Origin of the sequence: Paraburkholderia sp. SG-MS1, assembly GCF_012275575.1 — a bacterium.
Lineage (GTDB): Bacteria > Pseudomonadota > Gammaproteobacteria > Burkholderiales > Burkholderiaceae > Paraburkholderia.
Genome location: NZ_NPIH01000136.1, coordinates 1 through 24,336, shown reverse-complemented (window position 1 = coordinate 24,336; position 24,336 = coordinate 1). Strand labels below are relative to the sequence as shown.

General features: G+C 63.7%; 19 protein-coding genes and 2 pseudogenes. 12 read left to right on the top strand and 9 right to left on the bottom strand.

What is annotated here, in order from left to right:
• Positions 1 to 152: 152 nt before the first annotated feature.
• A complete protein-coding gene (locus tag CIC12_RS10540; RefSeq protein WP_168664062.1) occupies positions 153 to 815 on the bottom strand; it encodes a HugZ family pyridoxamine 5'-phosphate oxidase in 663 nt (220 codons plus the stop codon).
• Between the two features lie 232 nt (positions 816 to 1,047).
• Here CIC12_RS10540 and CIC12_RS10535 point away from each other — a divergent pair, with 232 nt between their 5' ends.
• On the top strand, positions 1,048 to 2,262 hold the full coding sequence (locus tag CIC12_RS10535) for an MFS transporter (protein ID WP_168664061.1): 1,215 nt from the start codon (positions 1,048 to 1,050) through the stop codon (positions 2,260 to 2,262).
• Positions 2,263 to 2,350: 88 nt separating this feature from the next.
• Here the strand turns inward: CIC12_RS10535 and CIC12_RS10530 are convergent, their stop codons facing one another.
• The 3 genes from CIC12_RS10530 to CIC12_RS10520 all read right to left on the bottom strand — a co-directional run bounded on the left by CIC12_RS10530 (position 2,351) and on the right by CIC12_RS10520 (position 5,549).
• Positions 2,351 to 2,722, bottom strand: coding sequence for a hypothetical protein (locus CIC12_RS10530; protein WP_238812509.1), 372 nt, complete (start codon positions 2,720 to 2,722; stop codon positions 2,351 to 2,353).
• Between the two features lie 141 nt (positions 2,723 to 2,863).
• Positions 2,864 to 4,009 carry a branched-chain amino acid ABC transporter substrate-binding protein gene (locus tag CIC12_RS10525; RefSeq protein WP_168664060.1) on the bottom strand — a complete coding sequence of 382 codons (1,146 nt, stop codon included), beginning with the start codon at positions 4,007 to 4,009 and terminating at the stop codon, positions 2,864 to 2,866.
• 439 nt (positions 4,010 to 4,448) lie between these two features.
• A complete protein-coding gene (locus tag CIC12_RS10520; RefSeq protein WP_168664059.1) occupies positions 4,449 to 5,549 on the bottom strand; it encodes an NAD(P)H-dependent flavin oxidoreductase in 1,101 nt (366 codons plus the stop codon).
• 272 nt (positions 5,550 to 5,821) lie between these two features.
• Between CIC12_RS10520 and CIC12_RS10515 the strand changes: the two genes are divergently transcribed.
• Entirely contained in the window at positions 5,822 to 6,523 is a 702-nt protein-coding gene (locus CIC12_RS10515; RefSeq protein ID WP_168664058.1) for a dienelactone hydrolase family protein, read from the top strand.
• Positions 6,524 to 6,770: 247 nt separating this feature from the next.
• Entirely contained in the window at positions 6,771 to 8,288 is a 1,518-nt protein-coding gene (locus CIC12_RS10510; protein ID WP_168664057.1) for an amidase family protein, read from the top strand.
• Here CIC12_RS10510 and CIC12_RS33035 read toward each other — a convergent pair.
• From CIC12_RS33035 to CIC12_RS10490, 4 genes and pseudogenes are all read right to left on the bottom strand, one after another.
• A pseudogene (locus CIC12_RS33035) lies at positions 8,268 to 8,524 on the bottom strand (MFS transporter); the annotation flags it as partial. The gene CIC12_RS10510 and the pseudogene CIC12_RS33035 sit on opposite strands and share 21 nt — an antisense overlap.
• A gap of 313 nt (positions 8,525 to 8,837) precedes the next feature.
• Entirely contained in the window at positions 8,838 to 9,149 is a 312-nt protein-coding gene (locus tag CIC12_RS10500) for a high-potential iron-sulfur protein (protein WP_168664056.1), read from the bottom strand.
• Between the two features lie 217 nt (positions 9,150 to 9,366).
• Positions 9,367 to 10,479 (bottom strand): annotated as a pseudogene (locus tag CIC12_RS10495) (NAD(P)/FAD-dependent oxidoreductase); the annotation flags it as partial.
• Between the two features lie 990 nt (positions 10,480 to 11,469).
• Complete coding sequence (locus tag CIC12_RS10490) at positions 11,470 to 12,447, bottom strand: AAA family ATPase (RefSeq protein ID WP_168664054.1); 978 nt, start codon at positions 12,445 to 12,447, stop codon at positions 11,470 to 11,472.
• 293 nt (positions 12,448 to 12,740) lie between these two features.
• Here CIC12_RS10490 and CIC12_RS10485 point away from each other — a divergent pair, with 293 nt between their 5' ends.
• Both CIC12_RS10485 and CIC12_RS10480 read left to right on the top strand, forming a co-directional pair.
• Entirely contained in the window at positions 12,741 to 13,244 is a 504-nt protein-coding gene (locus tag CIC12_RS10485; protein ID WP_168664053.1) for a hypothetical protein, read from the top strand.
• Positions 13,245 to 13,300: 56 nt separating this feature from the next.
• Positions 13,301 to 14,098: an endonuclease/exonuclease/phosphatase family protein gene (locus CIC12_RS10480; protein WP_168664052.1), complete on the top strand. Its 798-nt coding sequence runs from the start codon at positions 13,301 to 13,303 to the stop codon at positions 14,096 to 14,098.
• A 97-nt stretch (positions 14,099 to 14,195) separates the two neighbouring features.
• Here the strand turns inward: CIC12_RS10480 and CIC12_RS10475 are convergent, their stop codons facing one another.
• A complete protein-coding gene (locus CIC12_RS10475; RefSeq protein ID WP_168664051.1) occupies positions 14,196 to 15,179 on the bottom strand; it encodes an aldose 1-epimerase in 984 nt (327 codons plus the stop codon).
• 339 nt (positions 15,180 to 15,518) lie between these two features.
• Between CIC12_RS10475 and CIC12_RS10470 the strand changes: the two genes are divergently transcribed.
• The 7 genes from CIC12_RS10470 to CIC12_RS10440 form a co-directional block, all read left to right on the top strand.
• On the top strand, positions 15,519 to 16,571 hold the full coding sequence (locus CIC12_RS10470; RefSeq protein WP_168664101.1) for a LacI family DNA-binding transcriptional regulator: 1,053 nt from the start codon (positions 15,519 to 15,521) through the stop codon (positions 16,569 to 16,571).
• A 119-nt stretch (positions 16,572 to 16,690) separates the two neighbouring features.
• Positions 16,691 to 17,710 (top strand): ABC transporter substrate-binding protein, encoded by a 1,020-nt coding sequence (locus tag CIC12_RS10465; RefSeq protein ID WP_168664050.1) that lies wholly within the window; start codon positions 16,691 to 16,693, stop codon positions 17,708 to 17,710.
• A gap of 314 nt (positions 17,711 to 18,024) precedes the next feature.
• Positions 18,025 to 19,590, top strand: a complete 1,566-nt coding sequence (locus CIC12_RS10460) for a sugar ABC transporter ATP-binding protein (RefSeq protein ID WP_168664100.1) — start codon at positions 18,025 to 18,027, stop codon at positions 19,588 to 19,590.
• A gap of 58 nt (positions 19,591 to 19,648) precedes the next feature.
• Positions 19,649 to 20,620 (top strand): ABC transporter permease, encoded by a 972-nt coding sequence (locus CIC12_RS10455; RefSeq protein ID WP_168664099.1) that lies wholly within the window; start codon positions 19,649 to 19,651, stop codon positions 20,618 to 20,620.
• Positions 20,621 to 20,658: 38 nt separating this feature from the next.
• Entirely contained in the window at positions 20,659 to 21,618 is a 960-nt protein-coding gene (locus tag CIC12_RS10450; RefSeq protein WP_168664049.1) for an ABC transporter permease, read from the top strand.
• Between the two features lie 663 nt (positions 21,619 to 22,281).
• A complete protein-coding gene (locus CIC12_RS10445; RefSeq protein WP_168664048.1) occupies positions 22,282 to 23,052 on the top strand; it encodes a ferredoxin--NADP reductase in 771 nt (256 codons plus the stop codon).
• Positions 23,053 to 23,493: 441 nt separating this feature from the next.
• On the top strand, positions 23,494 to 24,336 hold an 843-nt coding region (locus CIC12_RS10440), incomplete at its 3' end, for a sensor histidine kinase (protein WP_168664047.1).

Genomic DNA, 24,336 nt, shown 5'->3' with positions numbered 1-24,336 from the left:
CGCGATTATTTATCAAAATATGAAATTTTAGATCGCGATTCCAGCGCCAACATTTCATGCGATGAGAACTTTGATATGAGCATCCGAAGTGCATTTTTTTGAGACGTCGGACCGCTCGATGACGCATGAATGTTTCCCAAAAATACACTCAACTAGTTTGTTTGGCGTTGAATGCAAGCCTCAAGCGCCGCATGCAAGGTTTGGGGATTTAGTCTGGCGTCGTCGAAGGCAAGGCGCTTGCGCGCGCCAGCGAGTTTCAGATCCGCGCCGTATCGGTCGACGCCGAGCAGTTCAAACGCTCCAACGCCACCATAAGCCTGGTTGAATTCCTCGATGAGCGCATTCTCCTCATCGAAGCCGAGTGGCGGCAGCGAGTCGAGTTCGGCGGCGCTCAGCCATCCCATCGCACCGAAGCCGCCGATGTAGCGCAGCCGTTCGAGCTTCATCGTCCAGAAGGTGAAATCCCCAAGGACGAGATAGCGCTCCGCATCCGGGTGATAGCGCAAATAGCGCTGCACGACTTCCGGGGTCGAATCGACGGGTTCGAAGGTGCCAAGCAGCGTCACGCGCTGTGCGCTCAGCACGTCGCCGTCCGGGGCGTCGATGACCAGAAACCCGGCGCGCGGGTCGGCGTGCAGGTTGTGAGTATGCTCGGCGAGCCGGCTCACCAGAATCGTCGGACGGTGACGCGCGTCGGGAGCGAACGGCAGCACCGACGGATACGGAAACCCTTGCGGCTGGCGCGCGTGCGTGGCGAGCGTGCCAACAGAGGCCGTGTGCAGCAGATGCAGCGGAGCATGAGCGGGGATGTTCAAGAGCGCATACCTCGGTGGAGGGTGGATGGATGGCGAATCGCCGGGACGGACCCAAGCAACGAGGGGGACGAACCGCGCGCACGGCCAGTCACGTTGACGCCGAATAATCGCGAGTATCGGACGCCTGCCTTCCAAGCATAAGACAGCCCGCTTCGATAGAATCGGAAATCCGCTTTCAACGCGCTTTCCCGCGCGTGCTTTTCGGCACGCGGCAGCCTTCCACGAGACCTCAGTGCCCGACCACCAATCCGCCGAATTCGCCGCACTCCCCGCCGCTCACCGCGACCTGTCCGACACCGCCCGGCAACGGGCCCGCTACGCCACGATGGCGGTGTTCTTCATCGCCGGCATGATGTACGCGTCGTGGGGGGTGCATGTGCCCACGGTGCGCGACCGCTTCCATCTGAACGCGGCACTGCTCTCGTTCGCGCTGCTGGGCGTAGCCGGGGGTTCGATCGGCGCGATGGCCGCGAATGCTTCGTGGATCGCGCGGGTCGGCACGCGCCGCGCCTGCCTCGCCGGCGGCCTCGTGATGGCGGTATGCGCCGCGCTGATCCTGGTCGTACCGGCTTACTGGATGCTGCTGGCCGTGCTGGCCATCTTCGGCGCGGGCATGGCGACCCTCGACGTCGCGATGAACGCCGAAGCCAGTGCCGTCGAGAAAGCGCTCGGCAAGCCGATCATGTCGGCGCTGCACGGCATGTTCAGTGTCGGCGGGATGTTCGGCGCGGCTGTGGGTGGCGCGTTGCTGTCGCGCGGCATGGCGCCGGCGCTGCATCTGGCGCTGGCCGCCGCGGTCAGCGCGCTGGTCCTCGTGAGCGCCTGTCCGTCCGTGTTGCCGCACGTGCCGCACGCCGAGCACCCGGACTCTGCCACGCCGCGCGCGAGCCGCTGGCGCTCGCCGGCGCTGTGGGCGCTCGGCGCGATTGCGCTGGTCGCGCTCATCGCAGAAGGCGCGATGTACGACTGGGCCACCGTCTATATGCGCGACGTCGTGCTGGCTACGCCCGCGCTCGCGAGCGCGGCGTACGCGGCTTTCTCGGGCGGCATGGCGGCAGCACGATTTGCCGGCGACGCGGTGCGCGCCCGCTTCGGCGCGCCGCAACTGGTGATGTTGAGTGCGACGCTCGCCTGCGCCGGCATGGTCGACGCGCTGCTGCTGCCGAATTCGATCGCGGCGCTCATCGGCTTCGCGCTGATCGGCCTTGGCCTCGCGAACATGATGCCGGTGCTGTTCGCGGCGGCGGCAAACGTGAAGGGCGTGCACGCGGCCGAAGGGCTCGCGCACGTCGCGGGGCTCGCGTACTTCGGGTTGCTGCTCGGGCCGGTGATCATCGGCGCGGTGACGCAACTGACCAATCTGACGATCGGCTTGGCGGTCGTCGCCCTGTGTTCCGCGGCGATCGCGGTTGCCGGTCCGAAGGTGCTGCGGCGCCTGAAGGTCTGACGCCGAAGCGGCTCACGTCACGTTCGTCGGTGGCGATGCGCTCACCCATTTCGGCGTTCAGGCATTCGCTTCGAAACACCGTCATCCGTCATATTCGACTCACGACGAGACAGGTCGAGTGTGCAATGCAGCCTTGGGCAGCCGACGTGTCGGGGAACATACCGGCGCACTGGCCGCACGCGGGCCAAAAATAGAATGCGCCGGTGATGACGACCGGCCGGTTCTGAAAGCAGCGCCGCTCGAAGAATTTATCGTTCGATAAACGCTCGCGCCGCTCGATCACGCCGCTTGCCGCGTGCATGGTGTCGAGCGCACCATACACCGACCACATCCACTCGCGCTTGCGCAAACGATTGCGCAAGCGTGCGGTCCCATGGACATAACGACTCGCGAGCACTGCGTCGATTTCGCGCGTGGCGTCGGCCAGTGCGAAACCGCTCACGGTAGCCACCGTGGTCACGGCTTTTCCTCATACGGTGTGCGCAAACGTGAGTCTCTTATGCCAACGCCCCAGAAAAAAGGCACGCGAAGCCTGACGGCCTGCGTGCCTTTTAACCAGTTGACCGAAGACAGCCAATAAGCCGTCCTCAGTCGCGCGGATTTACATCTTCACGACGTCAAGCAACGTCTTCTTGCCCGACTTGTAGTTGTACAGCGAGATCACGCCGTGTTGAAGGTCGCCCTTCGAGTCGAACGTGGTTTCACCGATCACACCCTTGTAGTCGGTGGTCGGCATCGCTGCGAGGATCTTCGCCGGATCGGTCGAGTTCGCACGCTTCATCGCGTCGACGATGATGTACACCGCGTCATACGTGAACGGAGCGTAGATCTGGATCGGCTGACCGAAACGCTTCTGATATTTGGCGAGGAACGCCGGTCCGCCAGCCATCTTTTCGAGCGCCATACCGGCTTCCGAGCAGACGATGTTGTCGGTTGCGTCGCCAGCCAGATCCGACAGCTTGTCGGTACAGACGCCGTCACCTGCCAGCACCTTCGCGCGCAGGCCGAGCTGCTTGGCTTGCTTCGCGAACGGCCCGCCGGTGGCGTCCATGCCGCCGTACATGATCGCATCCGGGTTTTCGCCCTTGATCTTCGTCAGAATCGCGCGGAAGTCGACGGCCTTGTCGTTCGTCGCGTCATGCGACATCACGTTCAGGCCGAGCGACTTGGCGGTCTTTTCGAATTCGTTCGCGAGACCCTGGCCGTAAGCGGTCGAGTCGTCGACGATCGCGACGCTCTTCACCTTCAAACCCTTCGCTGCGTAGTTGGCCAGTGCCGGACCTTGCTGCGCATCGGTCGCGACGACGCGGTACGTCGTCTTGAAGCCTTGTTGTGTGTAGGCCGGGTTGGTGGCCGACGGCGAAATCTGCACGATGCCCGCATCGCTATAGATCTTCGACGCAGGAATCGACGTGCCCGAGTTCAAGTGACCGACCACTGCGACGACCTTATCGTCGACCAGTTTCTGTGCGACTTGAGTTGCCGTGCGCGGGTCGGCCGCATCGTCTTGCGGATCGAGTTGCAGTGTGATTTTCTGGCCACCGATCGTCAGGCCCTTGGCGTTGATTTCCTCAACTGCCAGGCGCGCGCCGTTTTCGTTGTCTTTACCCAGGTGAGCGATACCGCCGGTCAACGGCGCAACGTGACCGATCTTGACGACCGTGTCGGCTGCAGCCGATGTTGCCAACGTCGCGAACAGCATCGCCGCAGCGCTGATCGGCAACAGCTTTTGAATCTTGATGTTCATGTAAGTCTCCAGTTTCGGTCCCAAAAACAACGTAATCGCCCTGTGCCCCCGCTTCCCCAACACGTGTCGCTCAGTCCCGTGGACGATCACGCCGGTTGCATCGTTCATGCACTTGGCCAGCACGTTTGCCGGACTGTTTGTGGCAGGCGGCAAACCGTACTTGCGCGCAAGTGTAGGTGATCAAATTAATTTGTGGGGCTTTTTTGAGAAAGTGGGATGAACACTAATAGCGTTTATCCCACAGAAGCCCGTGCGGGCTGGCTTGACTAGCTGGAGAGCGCCGACCCGTGCGGGTTTCCGCCAGGTGAGGCTTTATTCTAAAAGGTGCGGTTGGACACTTTCCGCGGCTAAAACCGTTAGTGATTCGAACCGCTTTTGTGCTTAAAAATTAAGCGCTTCGCAATCGATTGCGAAGCGCACCGGCACTGTAGCCAAATCATTATTTGAATGCGGCGATCCGTGCCGTCGCGGCACGCCATTCCTGCTCGAGTTGTGTTACCAATTCGGCGGCGCCAAGGTCTTCACGGCGAGCCCTGACCAAGGGTGCACCCTGGCCCGACCAGAGCGAAAGATAATCGGCGTTTTGCGCGCTGCCCGCGCTTTGACGCAGTTCCTGCGTCAAAGCGTTTTGCACGGGATACGGCGCGATCCTCTCGATCGTTTCGCTCAAGCGTTGCATCAACGGATTGCGTATGCCGCGCGCATGGCGTCCGGTGATCGCACGCGTGACCGACGTCGACGTATCGGACATCGTGCGTACGCGGGTTTTCCATGCCTGCGGTATCGCGCTTTCGTGACAGGTGAGGAACGCGGTGCCCATCATCGCGGCTTGCGCGCCGAGCGCGAGGGCGGCAACGATGCCGCGTCCGTCCATGATGCCGCCCGCGGCCAGCACCGGCAGTGCGGTCGCGTCGACGAGTTGCGGCACGAGCGCCATGGTACCGATCAGCGCATCCTCGAATGCGCCGATGAAGGTGCCGCGATGCGCGCCGGCCTCCGCGCCTTGCGCGGCGATCGCGTCCGCGCCGGCATCGCGCCAGGCCACGCCTTCGGCAACGTGCGTCGCAGTGCCTATTACATAGAGGTCATTCGCATGCAGTCGTGTGACGTCGTCGGCGGAAAGCAGGCCGAAGGTGAAACTCGCCACCGGCACGCGCAATTCGATCAGCATGTCCAGTTGCGCGCGGAAGTCCGGCGCGTAGCGTTCGAGCGGCTGGCCCGGCGGCAAGCCGAGATCGGCGCGCAACGGATCGATCACTGCGAGCGCGCGCCGCACGGTGGCATCGTCGGGCGCGGCGGGTTCAAGCACGAACAGATTTGCGCCGAACGGACGATCGGTCAGCGCGCGAATCGCCGCGACTTCGCTCGCGATCTTCTCGGGCGACAACGCCGCGCCCGCGAGAAAGCCGAGGCCGCCCGCGTTGGACACGGCCGCCACCATCGCCGGCGTGGTCGCGCCGCCGGCCATCGGCGCCTGCACCACCGGCACCCGCATTTCAAAACGCTGCGCAAACGAGCTCACCAAACTGCCTTCACTCATGATCTATTCCTTTTCCGGCAATACGCTCGCGACGGGCGAGCCGATACGCCGACTCTACCGATGCGAAGCACGACGGAAAAATGAATTATCAAGAATGTTTCATTCGCCTTTCGAGAACAGCGCCGCGCGGCGCGGCTCGTCAACCCGCGCCAAGCCGTGCTGCAAGGCCGTTCTTTTGATGGCACACTAACTGCCGCTTCAGGCATTCGGGCCTCTGGCATTTTCGTTAAGACGGGCCTCGTGCAATCTCGCGCGGGCCAATGGAGAACAGCATGAGCACGACTTCCCGATGGATCGACATCCCCGCCGGCAACGACAGTTTCGGCGGCTACCTTGCGCTGCCTAAAGGCGGCAAAGGTCCGGCCGTCATCATCATTCAGGAAATCTTCGGCGTGAACGGCCATATCCGCTCGGTCGCGGATCAGTACGCGCAGGACGGCTACGTGGCGCTCGCGCCGGACGTGTTCTGGCGCGTGCAACCGCGCGTCGAATTGACATATGACGGCGCGGACCGCGAGAAGGGCATCGAACTGATGCAGAAGACTAACCTCGACCAGGCCGTGACCGACATCGGCGCAGCCGCAGCGGCATTGCGGGCGATGCCGGAAGTCACCGGCAACGTTGCGGCAATTGGCTACTGCTTCGGCGGCCGCCTCGCGTATCTCGCCGCGGCGCAAGGCTCGGTTGACGGCGCAGTCGCCTACTACGGCGGCGGCATCCAGAACCAGCTCGACCAGGTGCCGAACATCAGGGTGCCGATGCAGTTCCACTACGGAGAACTCGACGCGCATATTCCGCTGTCGGATGTCGGCCAGATTCAGGAACGCTTCGCCGGCCGCAGCGACGTCGAGTTCTACATTTATCCGAACGCCGATCATGGCTTCAACTGTTCCGAGCGCGCGTCGTATAACCAGCGCGCGTCGGCGTTGGCGCATGGCCGCACGCTGACGTTCCTCGGTGAGCGTCTGTACTGATGTCGGCACCGCGCGATTCCGAATCGCGCATTGGATTCGCGCACGTGATGCGCGCTGTCGAATCCGCGTGACAAACGCTCGCGAGTCACTCGAACTCGGGTACTCTCCGAAAGACGGCGTGTCGGCGACACGCCGTCTTTTTCATGTGTGACGATCAACCAGGGCAACGGCAAGCCCAGCAAAACGGATTCATCCCATACATAGGCAACCGGCAGAATTCATACTCGATCGCGAGGACCCATCCGCCGTGCAATCAGACTATCTCGCCCATGACGCCATCGGCCTCGCCGAACTGGTGCGCAATCGCCAGCTCAGCGCGCGCGAATTGATCGACATCGCGATTTCGCGCACCGAAGCCGTCAATCCCGCGATCAATGCGATCGTCCTGAAAGACTACGATGCAGCCCGCCAACGCGCGTCACGCGACGACGCGAACAGAACCAACGGCGCGCAGGCTCCAGAGAGCACGAACGCGCAGATCGCACTGGCCGGCGTGCCCTTTCTGATCAAGGACCTGGGCGCGCCGGTCGCTGGACTGCGCATGGCGATGGGCAGCCGCCATTACCGGCACTTCATTCCGGAGCAGGATGCACCGGTGGTCGCGCTCGCGAAAGCGGCCGGCCTCAACATCTTCGCCAAGACCAGCACCTCCGAACTCGGCCAGATGCCTTATACGGAGCCCGAACTATTCGGCGCGTGCCGCAATCCGTGGAATCTCGACCATACGCCGGGCGGTTCGAGCGGCGGCGCAGCAGCAGCGGTTGCCGCCGGCATCGTGCCGCTCGCGCATGCATCGGACGGTGGTGGCTCGATCCGCATTCCGGCTTCGTGCTGCGGACTGTTCGGCTTGAAGCCTTCGCGCGGACGCGTGCCGCGCGCAGCCCCTGCGGGCGCGGGCGAACTCGGCATCGATCTCGGGATTTCGCGCAGCGTGCGCGACAGCGCGTTGCTGCTCGACCTGCTGGGGGGCAACGCGGACCGGCCGCTCGGCGCGCCGGGCACCTTTCTGGGCGCAAGCCGCGAGCCGTGCAAGCCGCTGAACATCGCTTACGTCACCGACCCGATGCTGGCGCCGACGCTGTCCGCCGATTCGCGCGCCGCACTCGAAGACGCCGCGCAACTGGCCCACTCGCTCGGCCATAACATCGAGCCGGTTTCGCTCGGCATCGATTTCGCGACGGTCCGTCATGCATTTCTCATGCTGTGGTCCGTGACGGCGGAAGACCTCGTGCTGAACGCCGAGCGCATCAGCGGCCACAAGCCGCTTCGCGCGGAGTTCGAAATCTCGACGTGGGCAATGGCCCATGTCGGCCGCAAGCTCGGTGAGCGCGGTTTGCCCGGCGCGCTCGAAGAACAGCGCCGCATCACCGAGCGCCTCACCGATCTGCTGCACCGTTACGACGCGATCCTGTGCGCGACGCTTGCCGCGCCGCCGATCAAGATCGGTGAAATGCAGCCGACTCCCGCCGAACGGATACAGATGCGCGCCGTCACTGCGATGCCGCTCGAAGCGCTGCTGAAACGGCTGCTGCAGGAAGCGTCGAACAAGGCCTTCGCGTGGGCGGGGTGCACGGAGGTGTTCAACCTGAGCGGCCAGCCGGCGATGTCGGTGCCGCTTTACTGGAATGCGCGCGGCTTGCCGGTGGGCGTGCAATTCGCTGCGCGCACTGGCGGCGAAGCAACTCTGTTGCGGCTCGCGGCACAGCTCGAAGCAGCCAGGCCGTGGTTCGACAAGCGACCGCCGCTGATGAAGGCGCGGAGTTAGAGAAAGTAGCGCGCCGATGCTGATCGCCGAATATGGCGGCGCAATCGAGAGCAGCAGAATGCCGGGCATCATCAGCCCGATCACGAGCGACAACGCCGCCCTGCGTCCCGCGCGATCCGCGTAAAGTCCCAGCACGACGCCGCCGATGGCCGCATTGCGAAAGCGACGCCGAAGGTCGCGTTGCTCACCGTGAGGAATTCGAACACGGTTGAGTCCTGCCATTCGAGCGCATGACCGCTGCGACGACTGCACGTATATTGAGGCTTCTGGACGCGCGTGCCATGCGAATCTCCAGCCTGCGAAAAGTGCTGGACTTAGATCGTGGCGAACGCCGTCGCGCGTGAGGACGCGTCAAGGCGCGAGAGCAAAAACCGCGCTTGCTTTGGTGTGATGGCCTTGGCGTGTCAAGAGCGCACACGCTGTTTTCAAGCGGCAAAAAGGCGGCTGCCGCAATGACGGAAGACGCCTCGACAAGCGGGCTGCGATCGAGCGCCGCGATGTTGCGGCGCATCTTGCGTGACACCGACCCAGTGCCACGTTCCGGCGTGCCTACGCTTTCTTGTTGTATGCGCTGCACCAACCCTTGCTCGCGACCTGCTTGCCCGCGAACATCGGGCACCCGGCGTAGGCATCGGTGGCCTTGCCCTGGAAGAAACTGCAGTTGCCACAGTCCTGGCCCGCGGCATATTTGGCGAACTTCGCCTTATCGACTTTGCTCGCGTCTTCTTTATAGCCGAGCGCCTGGGCGGTCGGGTCGGTTTCGGCGACCTTCGGTGCATCCGCCAAAGCCTGGCGCGACAAAGCGAAGGTGGAGGCCACACCGAGGCTGGTGATCAAAAACGTACGACGGGAAGATTTCATGGGGACTTACTCCGTTTTATGAACTGATCGCCGTTCTAGTGACAGCGGTCCCCAAGCATAGCAATGAAGCCGTCGCGCGTGATGGCCCAAATGATAGAGATAACCGAATTGCTACTACGCCTCGCTCGATGACCGGGCGAGGCGATGCGGCAAGGAACAAAGATGGCTTGGGCAAACCCACGCCCGCGCGCCGCGACATCGCGTGAGCGCGAGCCGCTCAGGCGCGCCCGCTCAACTCGCACACGCGCTGCGCAATCGCGAGCGACGCCGTTAATCCCGGCGACTCGATGCCGAACAGATTGACGAGTCCACGCACGCCGTGGGCGGCGGGCCCCTGAATCACGAAGTCGGCAGCAGGTTCGCCTGGGCCCGAGAGCTTCGGACGAATACCCGCGTACGCGGGTTGCAAGGCATTGTCGGGAAGCGCGGGCCAGTACGCGCGAATCGCCGCGTAGAACGATTCCGCGCGACGTGGATCGACGTCGTAATTGATTGTATCGACCCATTCGACGTCGGGACCGAAGCGCGCCTGGCCGCCGAGGTCGATGGTCAGATGCACGCCCAGCCCGGCCTCGTTCGGCATCGGATAAATGAGCCGGCTGAACGGCGCGCGCCCCGAGATACTGAAGTAGTTGCCGCGCGCCAGATAGAGCGGCGGCACGTGCCGCGCGTCGAGTCCGCGGATCTTGCGCGCCAGCGCATTCGCATGCAGGCCGGCGCTGTTGATCACACAGCCGGCGCTGATCGTGGTCGGCGCGTCGCCGCCGACGGTGATGACGAAGCGCCCATTGTTAGCCTCGATCGCGGTCACCGGCGCATGAAACGCGCACACCGCGCCGTCGCGTTCGGCATCGCCCTGCAGCGCCAGCATCAACTGATGACTATCGACGATACCCGTCTGCGGAGAGAACACCGCCTCGACACATTCGAGCGCCGGCTCGAGGGCTTGCGCCTGATCGCCGCTGATCCGCAACAGATCGAGCACGCCGTTGTCGCGCCCCTTCGCCATGATGCTTTCGAGCTGAGGAATCTGGTTGCGCGAAGTGGCGACCAGCAACTTGCCGCAGCGCGAATGCGGGACGTTGCGCTCGGCGCAATAGTCGTAGAGCATCTCGCGGCCGCGCACGCAGAGCGCCGCTTTCAGCGAACCGCGCGGATAGTAGATGCCCGCATGAATCACTTCGCTATTGCGCGAACTGGTGCCCACCCCGATCGCCTCGGCCGCTTCCAGCACGATTACCTCGCACCCGCGCGCTGCCAGCGCGCGCGCCACGGCAAGACCGATCACGCCCGCGCCGATCACTACACATTCGATTTGGTCCATGTCCCTTGACGCGGCCGGCTTCGCCGCGCACTGCCTCGTTCATCCGATAGAGAGGAAGACAGGATGCAAAGATCGCGCGCCGCTCACCGCTCGCTGTCGAACGCACCTGCCCTTTCGCAACCGCTACGCAAAATTGTACGACGCCGTACAGACAGAAATGCCCGCGAGTCGGAGCGACTGCGGGCATTCGGTATTGAGCGCGTCTCAAACGTACCGGCCGGACTGATTCAGTGTACGCCGTCGAAGCGCATGGCGCTCGCTTCTTGTGTCTGACGAACACGATGAACTCGACCCATGCGCGGGACAGCGGCAGGCCGCAACAGCGCTCCGTTCTGTGCGTTCACCGGCCGATGCGACGCAGCGACGAGGTCGCTCGTCACTTGCGCGCGCGGTGCGGTATAGCTGTCGTGCGGCTTGCTGCATGTAGACCGGCGCATTCGGATTCAGATTCAGCAGACCGCTCGCGCGTGCTTCAGCCAACTCGGCCTTTGCTTCGGCACGCTGTGGCCACCGTTGCCGAGCGTGGCGCTCACGCTGCCGGCCGACATCGGCGCGTACGGATTCTGGTTCACTTCGCCAGCAGCGCGCGCGCCACTTCAGCCTTTCCCTGCGCACGGGTCACGCCGCTCGGGTTCCGCGTACGTGGCGCGCTCCGACCGACACCGTGCCGCCGGACCATAGCCGCTCGGGAAAGCAGGTGCGGCGATAGCAGCAGAGAAAGCAAAGCGAACAAGCGGTTCTCACGATGGTTTCCCATAGTCGTGATGGTGGATTCTGTGCGTTGCGCGCTGACGTCTGGATTCGTTGCGCAGCGCCATCTCGTTAGGCCTCTGTGTATTCCCTGAGCATCGCAAAACCGGGCCGTTTGAATTCAACTTGGGACCTCAAAAATAGCAACAATTGCCGCACCATTCCATCCGTTTCGAGAAAATATTCCCTTTGGTGTCGAGAAAAAGCCGCCCGGAGGCAGCTTTAGCAGGCAAAAGGGCAAAATTCTCAAAAACCGATCGGTTTTCGTCGGTTTCCGTAGTCGAGACGAATATCGCCCGCTTCGATCCGATCGCGCCCGTCAATTCGCGCCGCGCCGAAGCCGTTCAGAATCGCGCGGCGCATTTCACGCGGCGACGCGAGCTTCAGTGCATCGAGCGCGCCTTCGCCCAGTGCTTCGGGAAAACGCAGTCCCCAGTTGTGCGCCGAGCGGATCTCGTCATAGATCGCTTGCGCGATGCGCCGTGCGCCGTCGTGATCCGGCGGCGGAATCTCATACACGTTCATCCGGTTCAGGATCGGCTCGGGAATCGAGCGCTCGTCGTTAGCCGTGGCGATCCAGATCACGTTGCCCGCGTTGATCGGAATCTCCGCGAACTCGTCGATGAAACTCTGCGCGGTGTCGTGTTCGAGCAGCGCGTAAAGCGCGCCGAGCGGATCGTATTGCGAATCGCCGGTGGCCTTGTCGATTTCGTCGACGGCGATCACCGGGTTCGCGTAGCTGCCGTTCACGAGTGCATCGAACACCTTGCCCGGCTTCGCGTTCTTCCATTGCGACGACGCGCCCGACAGAATCCAGCCCGCCGTCAACGAACTCATCGCCACGTACTGATAAGCGGTGCCAAGCAGCCGCGCCAACTGTTTCGCAAAGTGCGTCTTGCCGATGCCGGGGTCGCCGAGCAGCAAGATCGGCATCAGTTCGAGCCGGTCTTCGGTTTCGAGACACAGCGCGACCTGCTTGCGGATATCGTCGAGCGGCGCCGAAAAATTGGGCAGCGCGGCGATCAGATCGTCGATCGACGGCATCCGGTTCGGCTTGACGCAGAAGCGCAGATTGCCGGTCTTCAGCATCTTTTCGTACGTTGCGCGCAGCGCCTCGTTCGCGCCGTCGCCGAGATCGTTCAACGCGGTCTCGACCTGATCGAGGTCGTACACCCGGCTGAAAGACGCTACGGCGATTTCCTGTTTGACCATTGCTGTTGTCATCGCTCACCCCGTCTGGCTGGTCCTGCTGCGGCGGTGCCTCGCGGGCACCGTTTCAAGTCCAGTGTAACGACGACATATTCGCGTGCAAGCCAGCAGTCCTGCTGCTCTGCTGCTAACGATGCGCTTCCTCCGGCCACGGCCCGGACAAAGGCACCCTTGCAATTGCCAACGGTGTCCGCAATGTATTGTTGCTGAACCCGCCTCCCGCTGACGTGTCAGAAAACCGTTGCAGCTATCAGAGGTAAGATGGCTCCCTGACCAGACAGGCCGAGCTTGAGCCGGAGATTCCTTCTATGTGGAAAACCAGTATCGTCGCCGTGCTGCTTGGGACTTCGTTGCTTGCGAATGCACAACAACCGCCCGCGCAGCAGGTCGTGCAATGGCAGTTGCAGGTGATGAGCGACGGTCAGCAGATCGACGCCTTCGACGGCACCACGACGGTCGGCCAGGCGCGCACGGACACGCATCACAGAATGGTGCAGCATAACGTCGGCTGCAAAGACCAGCCCGCCGGCAACCTCGATCTGTCGCGCACGCTGACTATCTCGCCGTTACGGGCGGACGCGAACGAGATCATGCTGTCGATCGACGCGCAGGAAACGCTCGAAGATCCCACCGCCCGGCAAACCGACATCGGCTGCAAGCTCCCGCCGCAGCCGCGCCAGGTGAACGCGAGCCATCCGGGTCTGATGGTGACGCCGGGTCAGTGGGCGAGCTGGACTATCGTCAACGCCAATCCGAACCTGGTGTACCGCGTGCGTGCAAGTCTCGCGGACAGCGCCAGCAATGGAAAGTGATGCAGACAACGCGCAACCAAACCCCGCCTTCAATCAGAACACGTGGATAACGCGGCATGCGAAACCCAGAAGAATTGATCCGCGAGAACCTCGCGCCGAACGATTTCATCGCGGTGAGCTGGAACCTGCACAAGGGCCGCACGCCGCTCGGCTTTCAGGCCTGGCAGGCGATGCAACGCTGGGTCCAGTCGACTCACGCGGACGCCTATTTTTTGCAGGAAGCGATGGCGCGGCGCATGCCGTCGCCCGTGCTCGCGAGCAGTTTCGGCGCGCCGATCGGCGATCCTCTGAATGATGTCTGGCATTGCCAGGCCACTGAAATCGCGCGCGCGCTGGAACTCGAAGTGGCGCTCGGCCCGAACGTGTTCAAGCCGTCGTGGCGGCACGGCAACGCAATCCTGTCGCCGCACCCGCTCGATCTCGGCGGACGCTGGGACATCTCCGCGCATCGCTTCGAAAAGCGGGGCTTGCTGGTGGCGCGGGCGACCTTCGGCGGGCACTCGGTTACGCTGCTGTGCGCGCACCTCGCGCTCACTCGCCCGGCGCGCTTGCGGCAGATGAACTGGATCGCGCACTGGATCGCGAAGGAAGCGCCCGATGGTCCGCTGGTGCTGGCCGGCGACTTCAACGACTGGCGCAACGACTCGGTGCCGCTGTTTCGCGAACACGGACTGCACGAAGTGGCGACGCTGCTCGGCGAATCGGGCCGCACCTTCCCGGCCTTCTCGCCGGCGCTCGCACTCGACAAGATGTTCGTGCGCGGCATGCAACCGATCGAATGGATTCAGCCGACGCAGGAAACCGCGTGGCTGTCGGATCACTTGCCGTATATGGCTCGCTTGCGGGTTGAATGAGTGCGCGACGGGCTCATGTGAAAAAGGGCGGTCCGGGCCGCCCTTCTGTTTTGCTGAACGCTCCTGCCTGCCGGCGCGCGCACTACGCGACGCGACACTACCCGCGTAGCGGCGTCCACTTCAGCGTCGCGGCAATCTCCTCACCTGGCAGCAACACACACCCGCCCACCTGTTCACGCATACCGACCGCGTTGAAGCAGTCGGTGGTGTTGGTCACTGGCTCCACGCACAGTTGCGCATCGTTGGCCGGTGCGAACACCACCATGTGATCGAACGGCGCGTCGGCGGTCATCGTCAGGCGGCGCTGTTCGTCGGGCCATGCGATGGTCGCCTCGCGCGTCCAGTTGGCGAAGTTGTTGTCGAGGTCGAACGCATCGGGCGACATGCCCTCACGCAGCGCGTCGACTGCGGGGTGCGGGCCGAGATGCGTCGGCAGTACGTCGGCGTCGGCATGCCACATGGCCTGCACATCGGCGTACACACGGGTCTGCGCGGTACGCGGATAGTAGGGGTGATGGCCCATGCCGAACGGCATCGGCCGCTCGGCCAGATTTTGCGCGGACAGCGTGATGCGCAGTTCGCTCCCGCTCAACTCGATGCGTTGCTGCGCCCGATAGCGAAACGGCCAGTCGCCGGCCACCTGTGCGTCGGGCTCATGTTCGAAGTGCAGCTCGACCGAACTGTCCGTGCGCGCTCTTACTTGCCACGGACGCCGCCATGCGTTGCCATGCAACGCATGCGCGAAGCGCTCGTCGTTGCCGGACAAATCGATGGTGCCGCCGTCAAATTCGAAACGCGCGTCGCGAATCCGGTTGCAGTAGGGCAACAGTGGGAAACTTGCCATCCGAAGCGGATCGCGTTGTTCGAACGCCGCGGACACAGCGGGCCGCAGCCAGTGCAGCGGGCCCTCGGGCGTAGCCTCGTAGAAGGCCGCCAGGGCGCCGCCCACGGCCGGCGCGATCACCGCCCGCAGCGTGCCTGCCCTCAACGTGACCAGCGAAGCGGCAAGCGCGGGATCATCGAGCCATGCAAGCTCCGTGGAAAGCGGCCGGATCGGATTCAGGGAAACGTCGTCGCGCATGGTCAGAAAAGGCAGGGCCTCGGGCGGATGACGGCAAAAACGCGCATCAATGTCTCCTGTGACGTGCCGCGCACAGCGCGCGACCGGCGGACCGTCGAAGCCCGCGCGACCGAGAATCGCACGACAAAGCGCGTCAGTCAATATTATTAGTAATAAATTTATCGTAAGGATACGTGCCGGACGTTCATGCGGCGCTCCCAAATGGCGGGTTAGCGCGCGTTGCCGTGCGCATATTATTAGTGGTACCGTCAGCACCACAATGCCCACGGCATGCCTTAGCTTTTGCGCCGCAACCGCGCGGCCCGCCCAATGAAAAAATCGACTCAACGCCGTCCGACCATGACCGACATCGCCAAGCTCACTGGCGTGTCGCAATCGACTGTTTCGCTCGTCCTGAACAACGCGACCGGCGCGAAATTCTCCGAAGCCACCCGCAACAAGGTGCTCAAGGCCGCCCACGATCTCGGCTACCGGCTGTCGCTGCGCGAGCCGGTCGCGGCCTCGACCGACGAGCGCAATCTGATCGTTTATCTGGCCGACGAAATCTCCACCAGCCCGCACCCGGTCGTCAACGCAGACGGCGCGCGCGACGCGGCCTATGCGAGCGGCAAGATGCTGGCGGTCTATTCGACACACGGCAACGCCGATATCGAAAAGCAGGTGCTCGACACGGTCCTCGCGAACCCGCATGTGTTCGGCGTCATCTACGCGACCGTCTACACGCGCAAGGTGACGCCGCCGGCAGCGCTCTCGCAGGTGCCGACCGTGCTGCTGAACTGCTACACGAGCGAGGGCGGGTTTTCGTCGGTGGTGCCGGCGGAAGTCGCGGGCGGCCATCTGGCTACCGACTACCTGCTGCAAGCGGGCCACCGGCGAATCGGCTATATCAACGGCGAGCCGTGGCAGGACGCGTCGAAAGACCGCCTGAAGGGCTACCGAACCGCACTCGCCACCGCCGACCTGCCGTTCGCGCCGGAACTCGTGCGCGATGGTGACTGGAGCTCGGGCCTCGGCTTCGAACTGACGCTCTCACTGATGCGCGAAGCCAATCCGCCGTCCGCGATTTTCTGCGCGAACGACCTCACCGCGATCGGCGCCATCGAAGCATTGAAGCAACTCGGTCTGCGCGTGCCGGAAGACGTCTCGGTGCTCGGCTACGACGACCAGGAAATCGCCCGCCATACTCACCCGCCGCTCTCGACCGTGGTGCTGCCGAACTACGAACTGGGACGCTGGGCCGTCGAAACGCTGCTGCAGGAAGAGCACAACCGCGCCGCCGGCGCACCGGTGCGGCATCGCATGGTGAAGCTCGATGGGCCGCTCGTCGAACGCGCCTCGGTCAGGGTAATTACCGAGGCAAAAAAGCCAATAATTAATATTATTAGTGATTGACCGATAATAATTCCAGGTGGAATAATCGGCACAACCGGTCGGGGCAAAAATAGCGCCGAGCGATCAAGAGCAACACAAAAAGCAAATACAACCTACCTCACCAGGTACTGGAGGAAGACATGGCGTCGCACAACACGCAGTCGCGCGAACTCGCGCGCAAGCAGCAGATTCGTCCGCTGGCAGGTTCGCTGCTGGCACTGGCAATCGGTTTCGGCTTCGCCACCGCGCACGCCGACGATGCATTGCCGAAGTTGTCCACCAAGACTCCGCTGAAGGTCGGTTTCGCGCAGACCGAAAGCAACAACCCGTGGCGTCTCGCGGAAACCAAGAGCTTTAAGGACGTCGCCGCGAAATGCGGCTGGCAGGTCGTGATGACCGACGCCAACGGCTCCAACTCCAAACAGGTCTCCGACATCCAGGGCATGATCGCGCAGCACGTCGATCTGCTGGTGTTCCCACCGCGTGAGGAAAAGCCACTCGCACCGATCGTGCTGCAGGCCAAGAAGGCCGGCATTCCGGTGATCCTGGTCGACCGCGACGTCGATCAGTCAGTCGCCAAGGCGGGCCGCGACTACATCACGTTCATCGGCTCGGACTTCATCGATCAGGGTCACCGCGCCGCCGACTGGCTCGTCAAGGCAACGGGCGGCAAGGCAAAGATCATCGAACTCGAAGGCACGACCGGCGCGTCCGCCGCGAACGATCGCAAGAAGGGTTTCGACGAAATCGTCGCGAAGAATCCGGGCATGACGATCATCGCGTCGCAAAGCGGCGACTTCGCCCGCGACAAGGGTCGCCAGGTGATGGAAACGCTGTTGCAGGCGCATCCGGACGTCACCGCGGTCTACGCGCACAACGACGAAATGGCGCTTGGCGCGATCGCCGCGATCAAGGCCGCCGGCAAGCAGCCGGGCAAGGACATCCAGATCGTCACGATCGACGGCACCAAGGGTGGCCTCGACGCGATCGCCGCCGGCGAACTCGGCGCGAGCGTGCAGTCGAGCCCGTTCTTCGGCCCGCTCGCCTGCGACGTCGCGCAGCGTTACGCAAAGGGCGAAAAGATCCCGACGTGGGTCAAGGTCTCCGACCGTTTCTACGACAAGAGCAACGTGCAGCAGAGCATGCAGTACGGCTATTGACAGAGCAGCTAGCGTTGCAGCAGCAAGTCACCCGCCTTTGAGAAGTCTCCTCTCGATGCAAGATACTTGCGCGGTGGGCGGGTGACGGGAAGGGTTCGAAGCGACGCGCCCGTGATTGCACGGACCGTCGCTTCGCTTTTATGCGGCGTAACATGATTCGACGCATCGATTCGACCGCGCCTGTGCATCAAGTCCGCACGCGCACGGCGCTTCGCCGTGCAGCCTAGGCAGCACCCGCATCAGGAGGACTCCCCGTGACGGAATCCGGCAAAGAGACACCCCACGCCCCCCTTATCCCCGCGCCGCTGCTCGAGATGCAGGACATCGGCATCAGCTTCGGCGGCGTACCCGCGTTACGAAGCGCGAATCTGAGCGTCGCCGCGGGCGAAGTGCATGCGCTGATCGGCCAGAACGGCGCCGGCAAATCGACGATGATCAAGATCCTGACCGGCGCCTATCGGCGCGCTGCGGGCAGCGTGCGCTTCGAAGGCCGCGAAGTCGATTTCCGCACGCCCAAGCAGGCGCGCGAAGCGGGCATCAGCACGATCTATCAGGAGATCAACCTGGTGCCGTTCCGCTCGGTCGCGGAAAATATTTTCCTCGGCCGCGAGCCGCGCCGCTTCGGTCTGATCGACTGGCGCGCGGTGCAGCAGCGCGCCAGCGCATTGCTCGAATCGTTCGGCCTGCAGATCGACGTGAAGAAACCGGTCGGCCGCTATTCGACCGCTATCCAGCAGATGGTGGCGCTCGCGCGCGCGGTTTCGTCCGACGCAAAGATGGTGATCATGGACGAATCCACCTCGTCGCTCGACGAGCGCGAAGTGGAACTGCTCTTCACCGTGGTGCGCAAACTGCGCGACGACGGCCGCGCGGTGATCTTCGTGTCGCACCGGCTCGACGAGCTTTATGCGCTGTGCGACCGCGTCACCGTGATGCGCGATGGCCAGACAGTCGCGCAAAGCACGATGGCCGAGATGGACAAGCTGCAACTCGTCACGACGATGCTCGGCCGCACACTGGCCGCCGTCGTTCAGGAAGACACCGCCTCGCGCGAAGCGAACCTCGCGCGGCGCGGCAAGCAGGCGATCGCCGCGTCGCAGTTGAGCGCGCATCCGAAGGTGAGCGACGTGTCGCTCGAAGTGCATGCGGGCGAAGCGGTGGGTCTCGCGGGCCTGCTCGGCTCCGGCCGCACCGAGACCATGCGGCTGATGTTCGGCGCCGACCCGCTCGAGCGCGGCTCGCTGTCGATCGGCGGCGCGGCGGTTACATTGAAGTCGCCGCAGGACGCGATCGCGCGCGGCCTCGCGTACCTCACCGAAGACCGCAAGGGCGAAGGCATCGTCCCCGAACTGTCGGTGCGCGACAACCTCACGCTGGTCTGCCTGCGCACGCTCGCGAAGAACGGCGTGGTCGACGTGAAGAAACAGCAGGCGATCGTGGACCGCTTCATCGCGTCGCTCGGCATCAAGCTGCGCTCAGCCGATCAGCCGATCCGCGAGCTGTCCGGCGGCAATCAGCAGAAGGTGCTGCTCGCGCGCTGGCTCGCCGCCGAGCCGTCGCTGCTGCTGCTCGACGAACCGACGCGCGGCATCGACGTCGGCGCCAAAGCCGACGTCGCGAAGGTCGTGCGCGAGTTGCGCGACGCGGGACTGGCGGTGCTGCTGTCCGCATCGGAACTGGAAGAGCTGACCGCCGTGGCCGACCGCGCGGTGGTGATCCGCGACGGCCGCACGGTCGCCGAGCTGACCGGCGCCGAAATGAGCGAGACCGCGATCATGGACGCCATCGCCTACGGCAGCGAAGGACATTCGCAACTGGTGGAAGCGGCCCACGCCGCCCATATCGAAGACGCGTTGGAGGGCGACCGTCATGGCACTTAAGCTGCACACCGAATCATTGCAAGCCGAACCGGCGCGACCCGCCGACGCCGCATCGAGCATGGCCGCCACGCCACGCGCCAAACCGGCGAGCACCGTGCAGAAATGGCGGCATCTCGCGATGCAACGCGAAGTCATCGTGCTGCTCGCGATGGTGCTGTTCAATCTGATCTTTACGCCGCACTTCTGGTCGCTGCAAACCTTCAACGTGAACATGACCCAAGTGGTCACGATCGTGATCGTCGGCATCGGCATGACGCTGGTGGTGGCGACGGGGGGCATCGATCTGTCGGTGGGCGCGTCGATGGCAATCTCCGGCGCGCTTGCGCCGATGCTGTTCCTCAACATACCGGGGCCCGGCGGCATTGCGCTCGCGTTCGTGCTGCCGGTGCTCGCCGCCGCGTTGTGCGGCGTGTTCAACGGCTTGCTGGTGACGAGGCTATCCGTACAGCCAATTGTCGCGACGCTCGTGCTGTTCATCGCCGGACGCGGCATCGCGCAGGTCGTCACCGATGGCAGTCTGCAGGCGTTCAACACGCCGGCTTTCCAGTGGATCGCGCTCGGCAAGGTGGCGGGCGTGCCGTTCCAGGTGCTGCTGATGCTGGCGCTGGTCGCGCTGTTCGTGTGGGTCGTGCGCAAGACGCTGTTCGGGCAGTACCTGCTGATCACCGGCGGCAACGAAAAAGCCGCGTACCTGTGCGGCGTGCCGACCGCCAGCATCAAACTGATCGCCTACACGTTGTGCGCGGCGCTCGCGGGTCTCGCCGGGCTGATCTCGATCTCGGTGAATTCATCTTCGGATGCGAACGTGGTCGGGCTCGGTGTGGAGCTCGATGCGATCGCCGCGGTCGCCGTCGGTGGCACCGCGCTGACGGGTGGCAAGGCGTACATCGGTGGCACGCTGATCGGCGCGCTGATCATCCAGTTGCTGCGCTATACGCTGCTCGCGCACGGCATTCCCGACGCGGCGGCGCTGGTGGTGAAGGCCGGTATTATCGTCGCGGCCGTTTATGTGCAACGGCGCTCGCGCTAACGCCTGACGCAGCTTACGGACACTCCCGGACTCATGCGATGAAAAAAAATCTCCCTATCCTGCTCGCGCTGGCCGCTCTCGTCGTCTTCGGCCTCGTGCGCTACGAGCATTTCGGCTCGGCGTACAACATCACGTCGTTCTGGCGCTACAACTCGATGTTCGCGCTTATCTCGATCGGCATGGCCTTCGTGATCATCACCGGCGGCATCGACTTGTCGGTGGGCACGGTGGCCGCGCTCGCGAGCGTCGTTGCCGCGCTGACCAGCGTGTTCGGCGGCTGGGTCGCGGTGCTGGCGGGCTGCGCGGCGGGGCTCGCGCTCGGCGTGCTGAACGGACTGATCATCACGCGGCTGAAAATCCTGCCTTTCATCGTGACGCTCGCGACGAGCCTCGGCGCACATGGCGTCGCGCTGCTGCTCGGCAGGAACGATGCGGTATCGATTGCGTCCGAATCGAACTTCGGCAACTTCGGACAAGGCGATCTGTTCGGCTTGCCGATTCCGGGGATCGTCGCGGCGGTCGCCGCCTTGGTCGGCTGGCTCGCGTTGCGCAGCACGCGCTTCGGGCGGCATTCGCTGGCGATCGGCGGCAGCGAGGAAGCCGCGCGGCTGATGGGGCTGAACGTCGACCGCACACTGGTGATGGCCTATGCGGTGAGCGGGCTGCTCGCCGGCATGGCGGGCGTGATCCTCGCCGCGCAGTTCGGCGCGGGACAGCCGAACGAAGGCGTCGGCTGGGAGCTGTTCGCGATTTCGGCAGTGGTGCTCGGCGGCACGCTACTCACCGGCGGCGAAGGCTCGGTCGCGATGACGATTGCCGGCGTGCTGCTGCTCGGCCTCGTCTTCAACCTGCTGAACTTTGAAAACGGGCTGGGATTCATCAGTTTGTCGGCTTACTGGCAGTCGGTGATTCGTGGCGTGTTCCTGTTGCTGGTGATCGTGTTGCAGGCGCGAGTGCTGAAACAGCGCGGGAAAAAGCGGGTGGCGGCGCCAGCGTAGGCTCCCGGTGAGTTGGCAACTTCAAGGTGAGGCCTTGGGCGATTTCACGCGCTTCGGTCCGGACGCTCACCTTGCTCGGCGTCATCGCACTGGAAAATAAACAGATCCCTACCTGATCTACGTCTGAGTCAAGTCGTGACGCGCCGACCCCGCGCTCGTGTACCAACAAATCGCGCACCGGGCCATGCAGGTTGAAAGGTATCCGCACTCCCGCCCTGCCATCCACCGGCCACCTGATTTCCCCTGCCGGCGCCCCATTTGCCAGTTTTCTCAGCAGGGTCAATGCTGCAGCGCACGTCACGTTTCGGTATGATCCTGACCATGTTGCCCGTGCGGCGCGCCTATCCGGTGCATGCCGGACAGCCGATGGCAGTTGCCCAGCGCGACTTTTCGCCCATCGCCGTACCCCAGTTGAAGCGCGGCCGCACTCATGCCCACGTCGTTCGCGGCGCCCGATTGTGTCGACAGCCGGCGCCGCCGCTTCCCAGGTTCGGCAACCCGCATCACCACGCTCAACCGCCGCGCCGCCGCCCTTCAGCAGCGGGCGCGGTAAAATAGCGGATTGCGCGTGACTCCCGTCCACGGGTGAGCGCAGCATCGCCCTTGCCGTGCCGGCCGGCTCAAACGACTGGCCGCCTTTGTTTTCGCACTATCCAAGAAGCCATGAGCAACCTGAATCCACAAACCGTCCTGAGCGTCCATCACTGGACTGATACGCTTTTCAGCTTCACTTGCACGCGCGATCCGTCGTTCCGTTTCGAAAACGGCCAGTTCACGATGGTGGGCCTCGAAGTCGATGGCAAGCCGCTGATCCGCGCCTATAGCCTCGCGAGTGCGAACTACGAAGAACATCTCGAATTCCTGAGCATCAAGGTGCAGGACGGCCCGCTCACGTCGCGTTTGCAGCATCTGAAAGTCGGCGACGAAGTGCTGATCGGCAAGAAGCCGGTCGGCACGCTGATGGCCGACAACCTGCTGCCGGGCAAGACGTTGTGGCTGCTGTCCACCGGCACGGGCCTCGCGCCATTCATGTCGATCATTAAAGATCCGGACATTTACGACCGTTACGAACGCGTCGTGCTCACGCACACCTGCCGTTTCGTCGACGAACTGGCGTACAAGGAATACATCACCGACCATCTGCCGGCACATGAGCACCTGGGCGAACTGGTGCAGGAAAAGCTGCTGTACTACCCGACGGTCACGCGCGAAGCGTTCCAGAACCGCGGCCGCATCACCGAGCTGATCGAAACCGAAAAGCTGTTCGCCGACCTGGGCGTGCCGGGCTTCTCGCTCGAAAACGACCGCATCATGCTGTGCGGCAGCCCGCACATGTTGCGCGACACGCGCAAGCTGCTCGACGACCTGGGCTTCCAGGAAGGCAGCAACAACGCGCCGGGTCACTACGTGGTCGAAAAGGCGTTCGTCGGCTAAGCCGCACAGTGCTTTTCGCGGCTTGCGCCGCAGATCCAACAGAAAGGAGCCTTCGGGCTCCTTTTTTGTTGCCAGTTACAAATTCACGCCGTACATTTGACATTTGGCGTCGGTATTATTCCTACATAAATGCGTGATCGACGCTTGACCAATCTCAAGCACTGCATGAGATATAAGCGCTAACCCTTGCTGGGACTGCATTTTATCTTTTTTTGAGATATCATCCCGGCGCACGACGAGTCAATTCCACAGACTTTTCGTGATCCGATCTAGATGTTACTGAATGTAACTTTCGTTACTTAGCACCATGGCGTTTTGCCCGTCACATGCTACGCGTAACGGCCACACCTGGAGGCTCGAGATTCGCATGCGTTCTTTCGTCTTCGCGGCGCCGACGCGCACTCGCTTCGCTGTCCGTACGGCTTCCTGAGCAGGAAACTCATGGATACGTCGACTGTCGTCCCGTTTAACGCCCAGCTTTCCCCGTCAGCGGCCCGTGACGGGTTCGTCGCGCCGTCCACGGCAGTCGAGCGCGAGCTCGCGCAATTGCGAGCGCGGGTGCGCGAACTATCGGCCGAACTGGTTCAGGCACACGAAGCCGCCTGCCATCATGTGGCGCGCGAACTGCACGACGGCGTGGGCGCCGAATTGACCGCGGCGCGCTTTGCGCTGGCCGGCGTCGAAACCTGGCTGCCCGCCCACGCGCCGTCGCAATGCGCCGCCGCGCTCGCCGTCGTCAACCGTTCGCTCGACGCGGTGTGCGCCGCGAGCCGCCAGGCCGTCGCGGAGTTGCACGCGCCGTCGCTGGAAGCCGGCATCGTCGGGGCGCTCGCGCATTGGACCAGCGACTTCGCCAGCCGCACGCAACTGCGCACGAGCTTCGTGTGCGCCGCCGACGCGCGTCTCGCGCGCCTGCCCGCCGACGCGGCGCTGGCCGTGTTCCGCGTCGCCCAGGAAGCCCTGAACAACATTGTCAAGCACGCCCGCGCCGATTCCGCCGACGTACGCATCGAGACGAGCCGTCGTCACCTGACGCTGCTCATCAGCGATGACGGGATCGGGCTCACGCGCAACGCCCGGCAACGCCGCGGCCGTGCCGGTCCTAGCGGTCATTTCGGCCTAAGCGGCATGCAGGCGCGTTGCGCCGCGTTCGACGGCACGCTGCGCGTCAGCGCCCGGCGCAGCGGCCCGCACCGCGCCGCCGACGCCAGCGCGCCGCGCGGCACGCGGGTGCAGGCGCGTTTTGCGTGGGACGCGATGCTCGCGCCCACGCCTAGCGCCGGG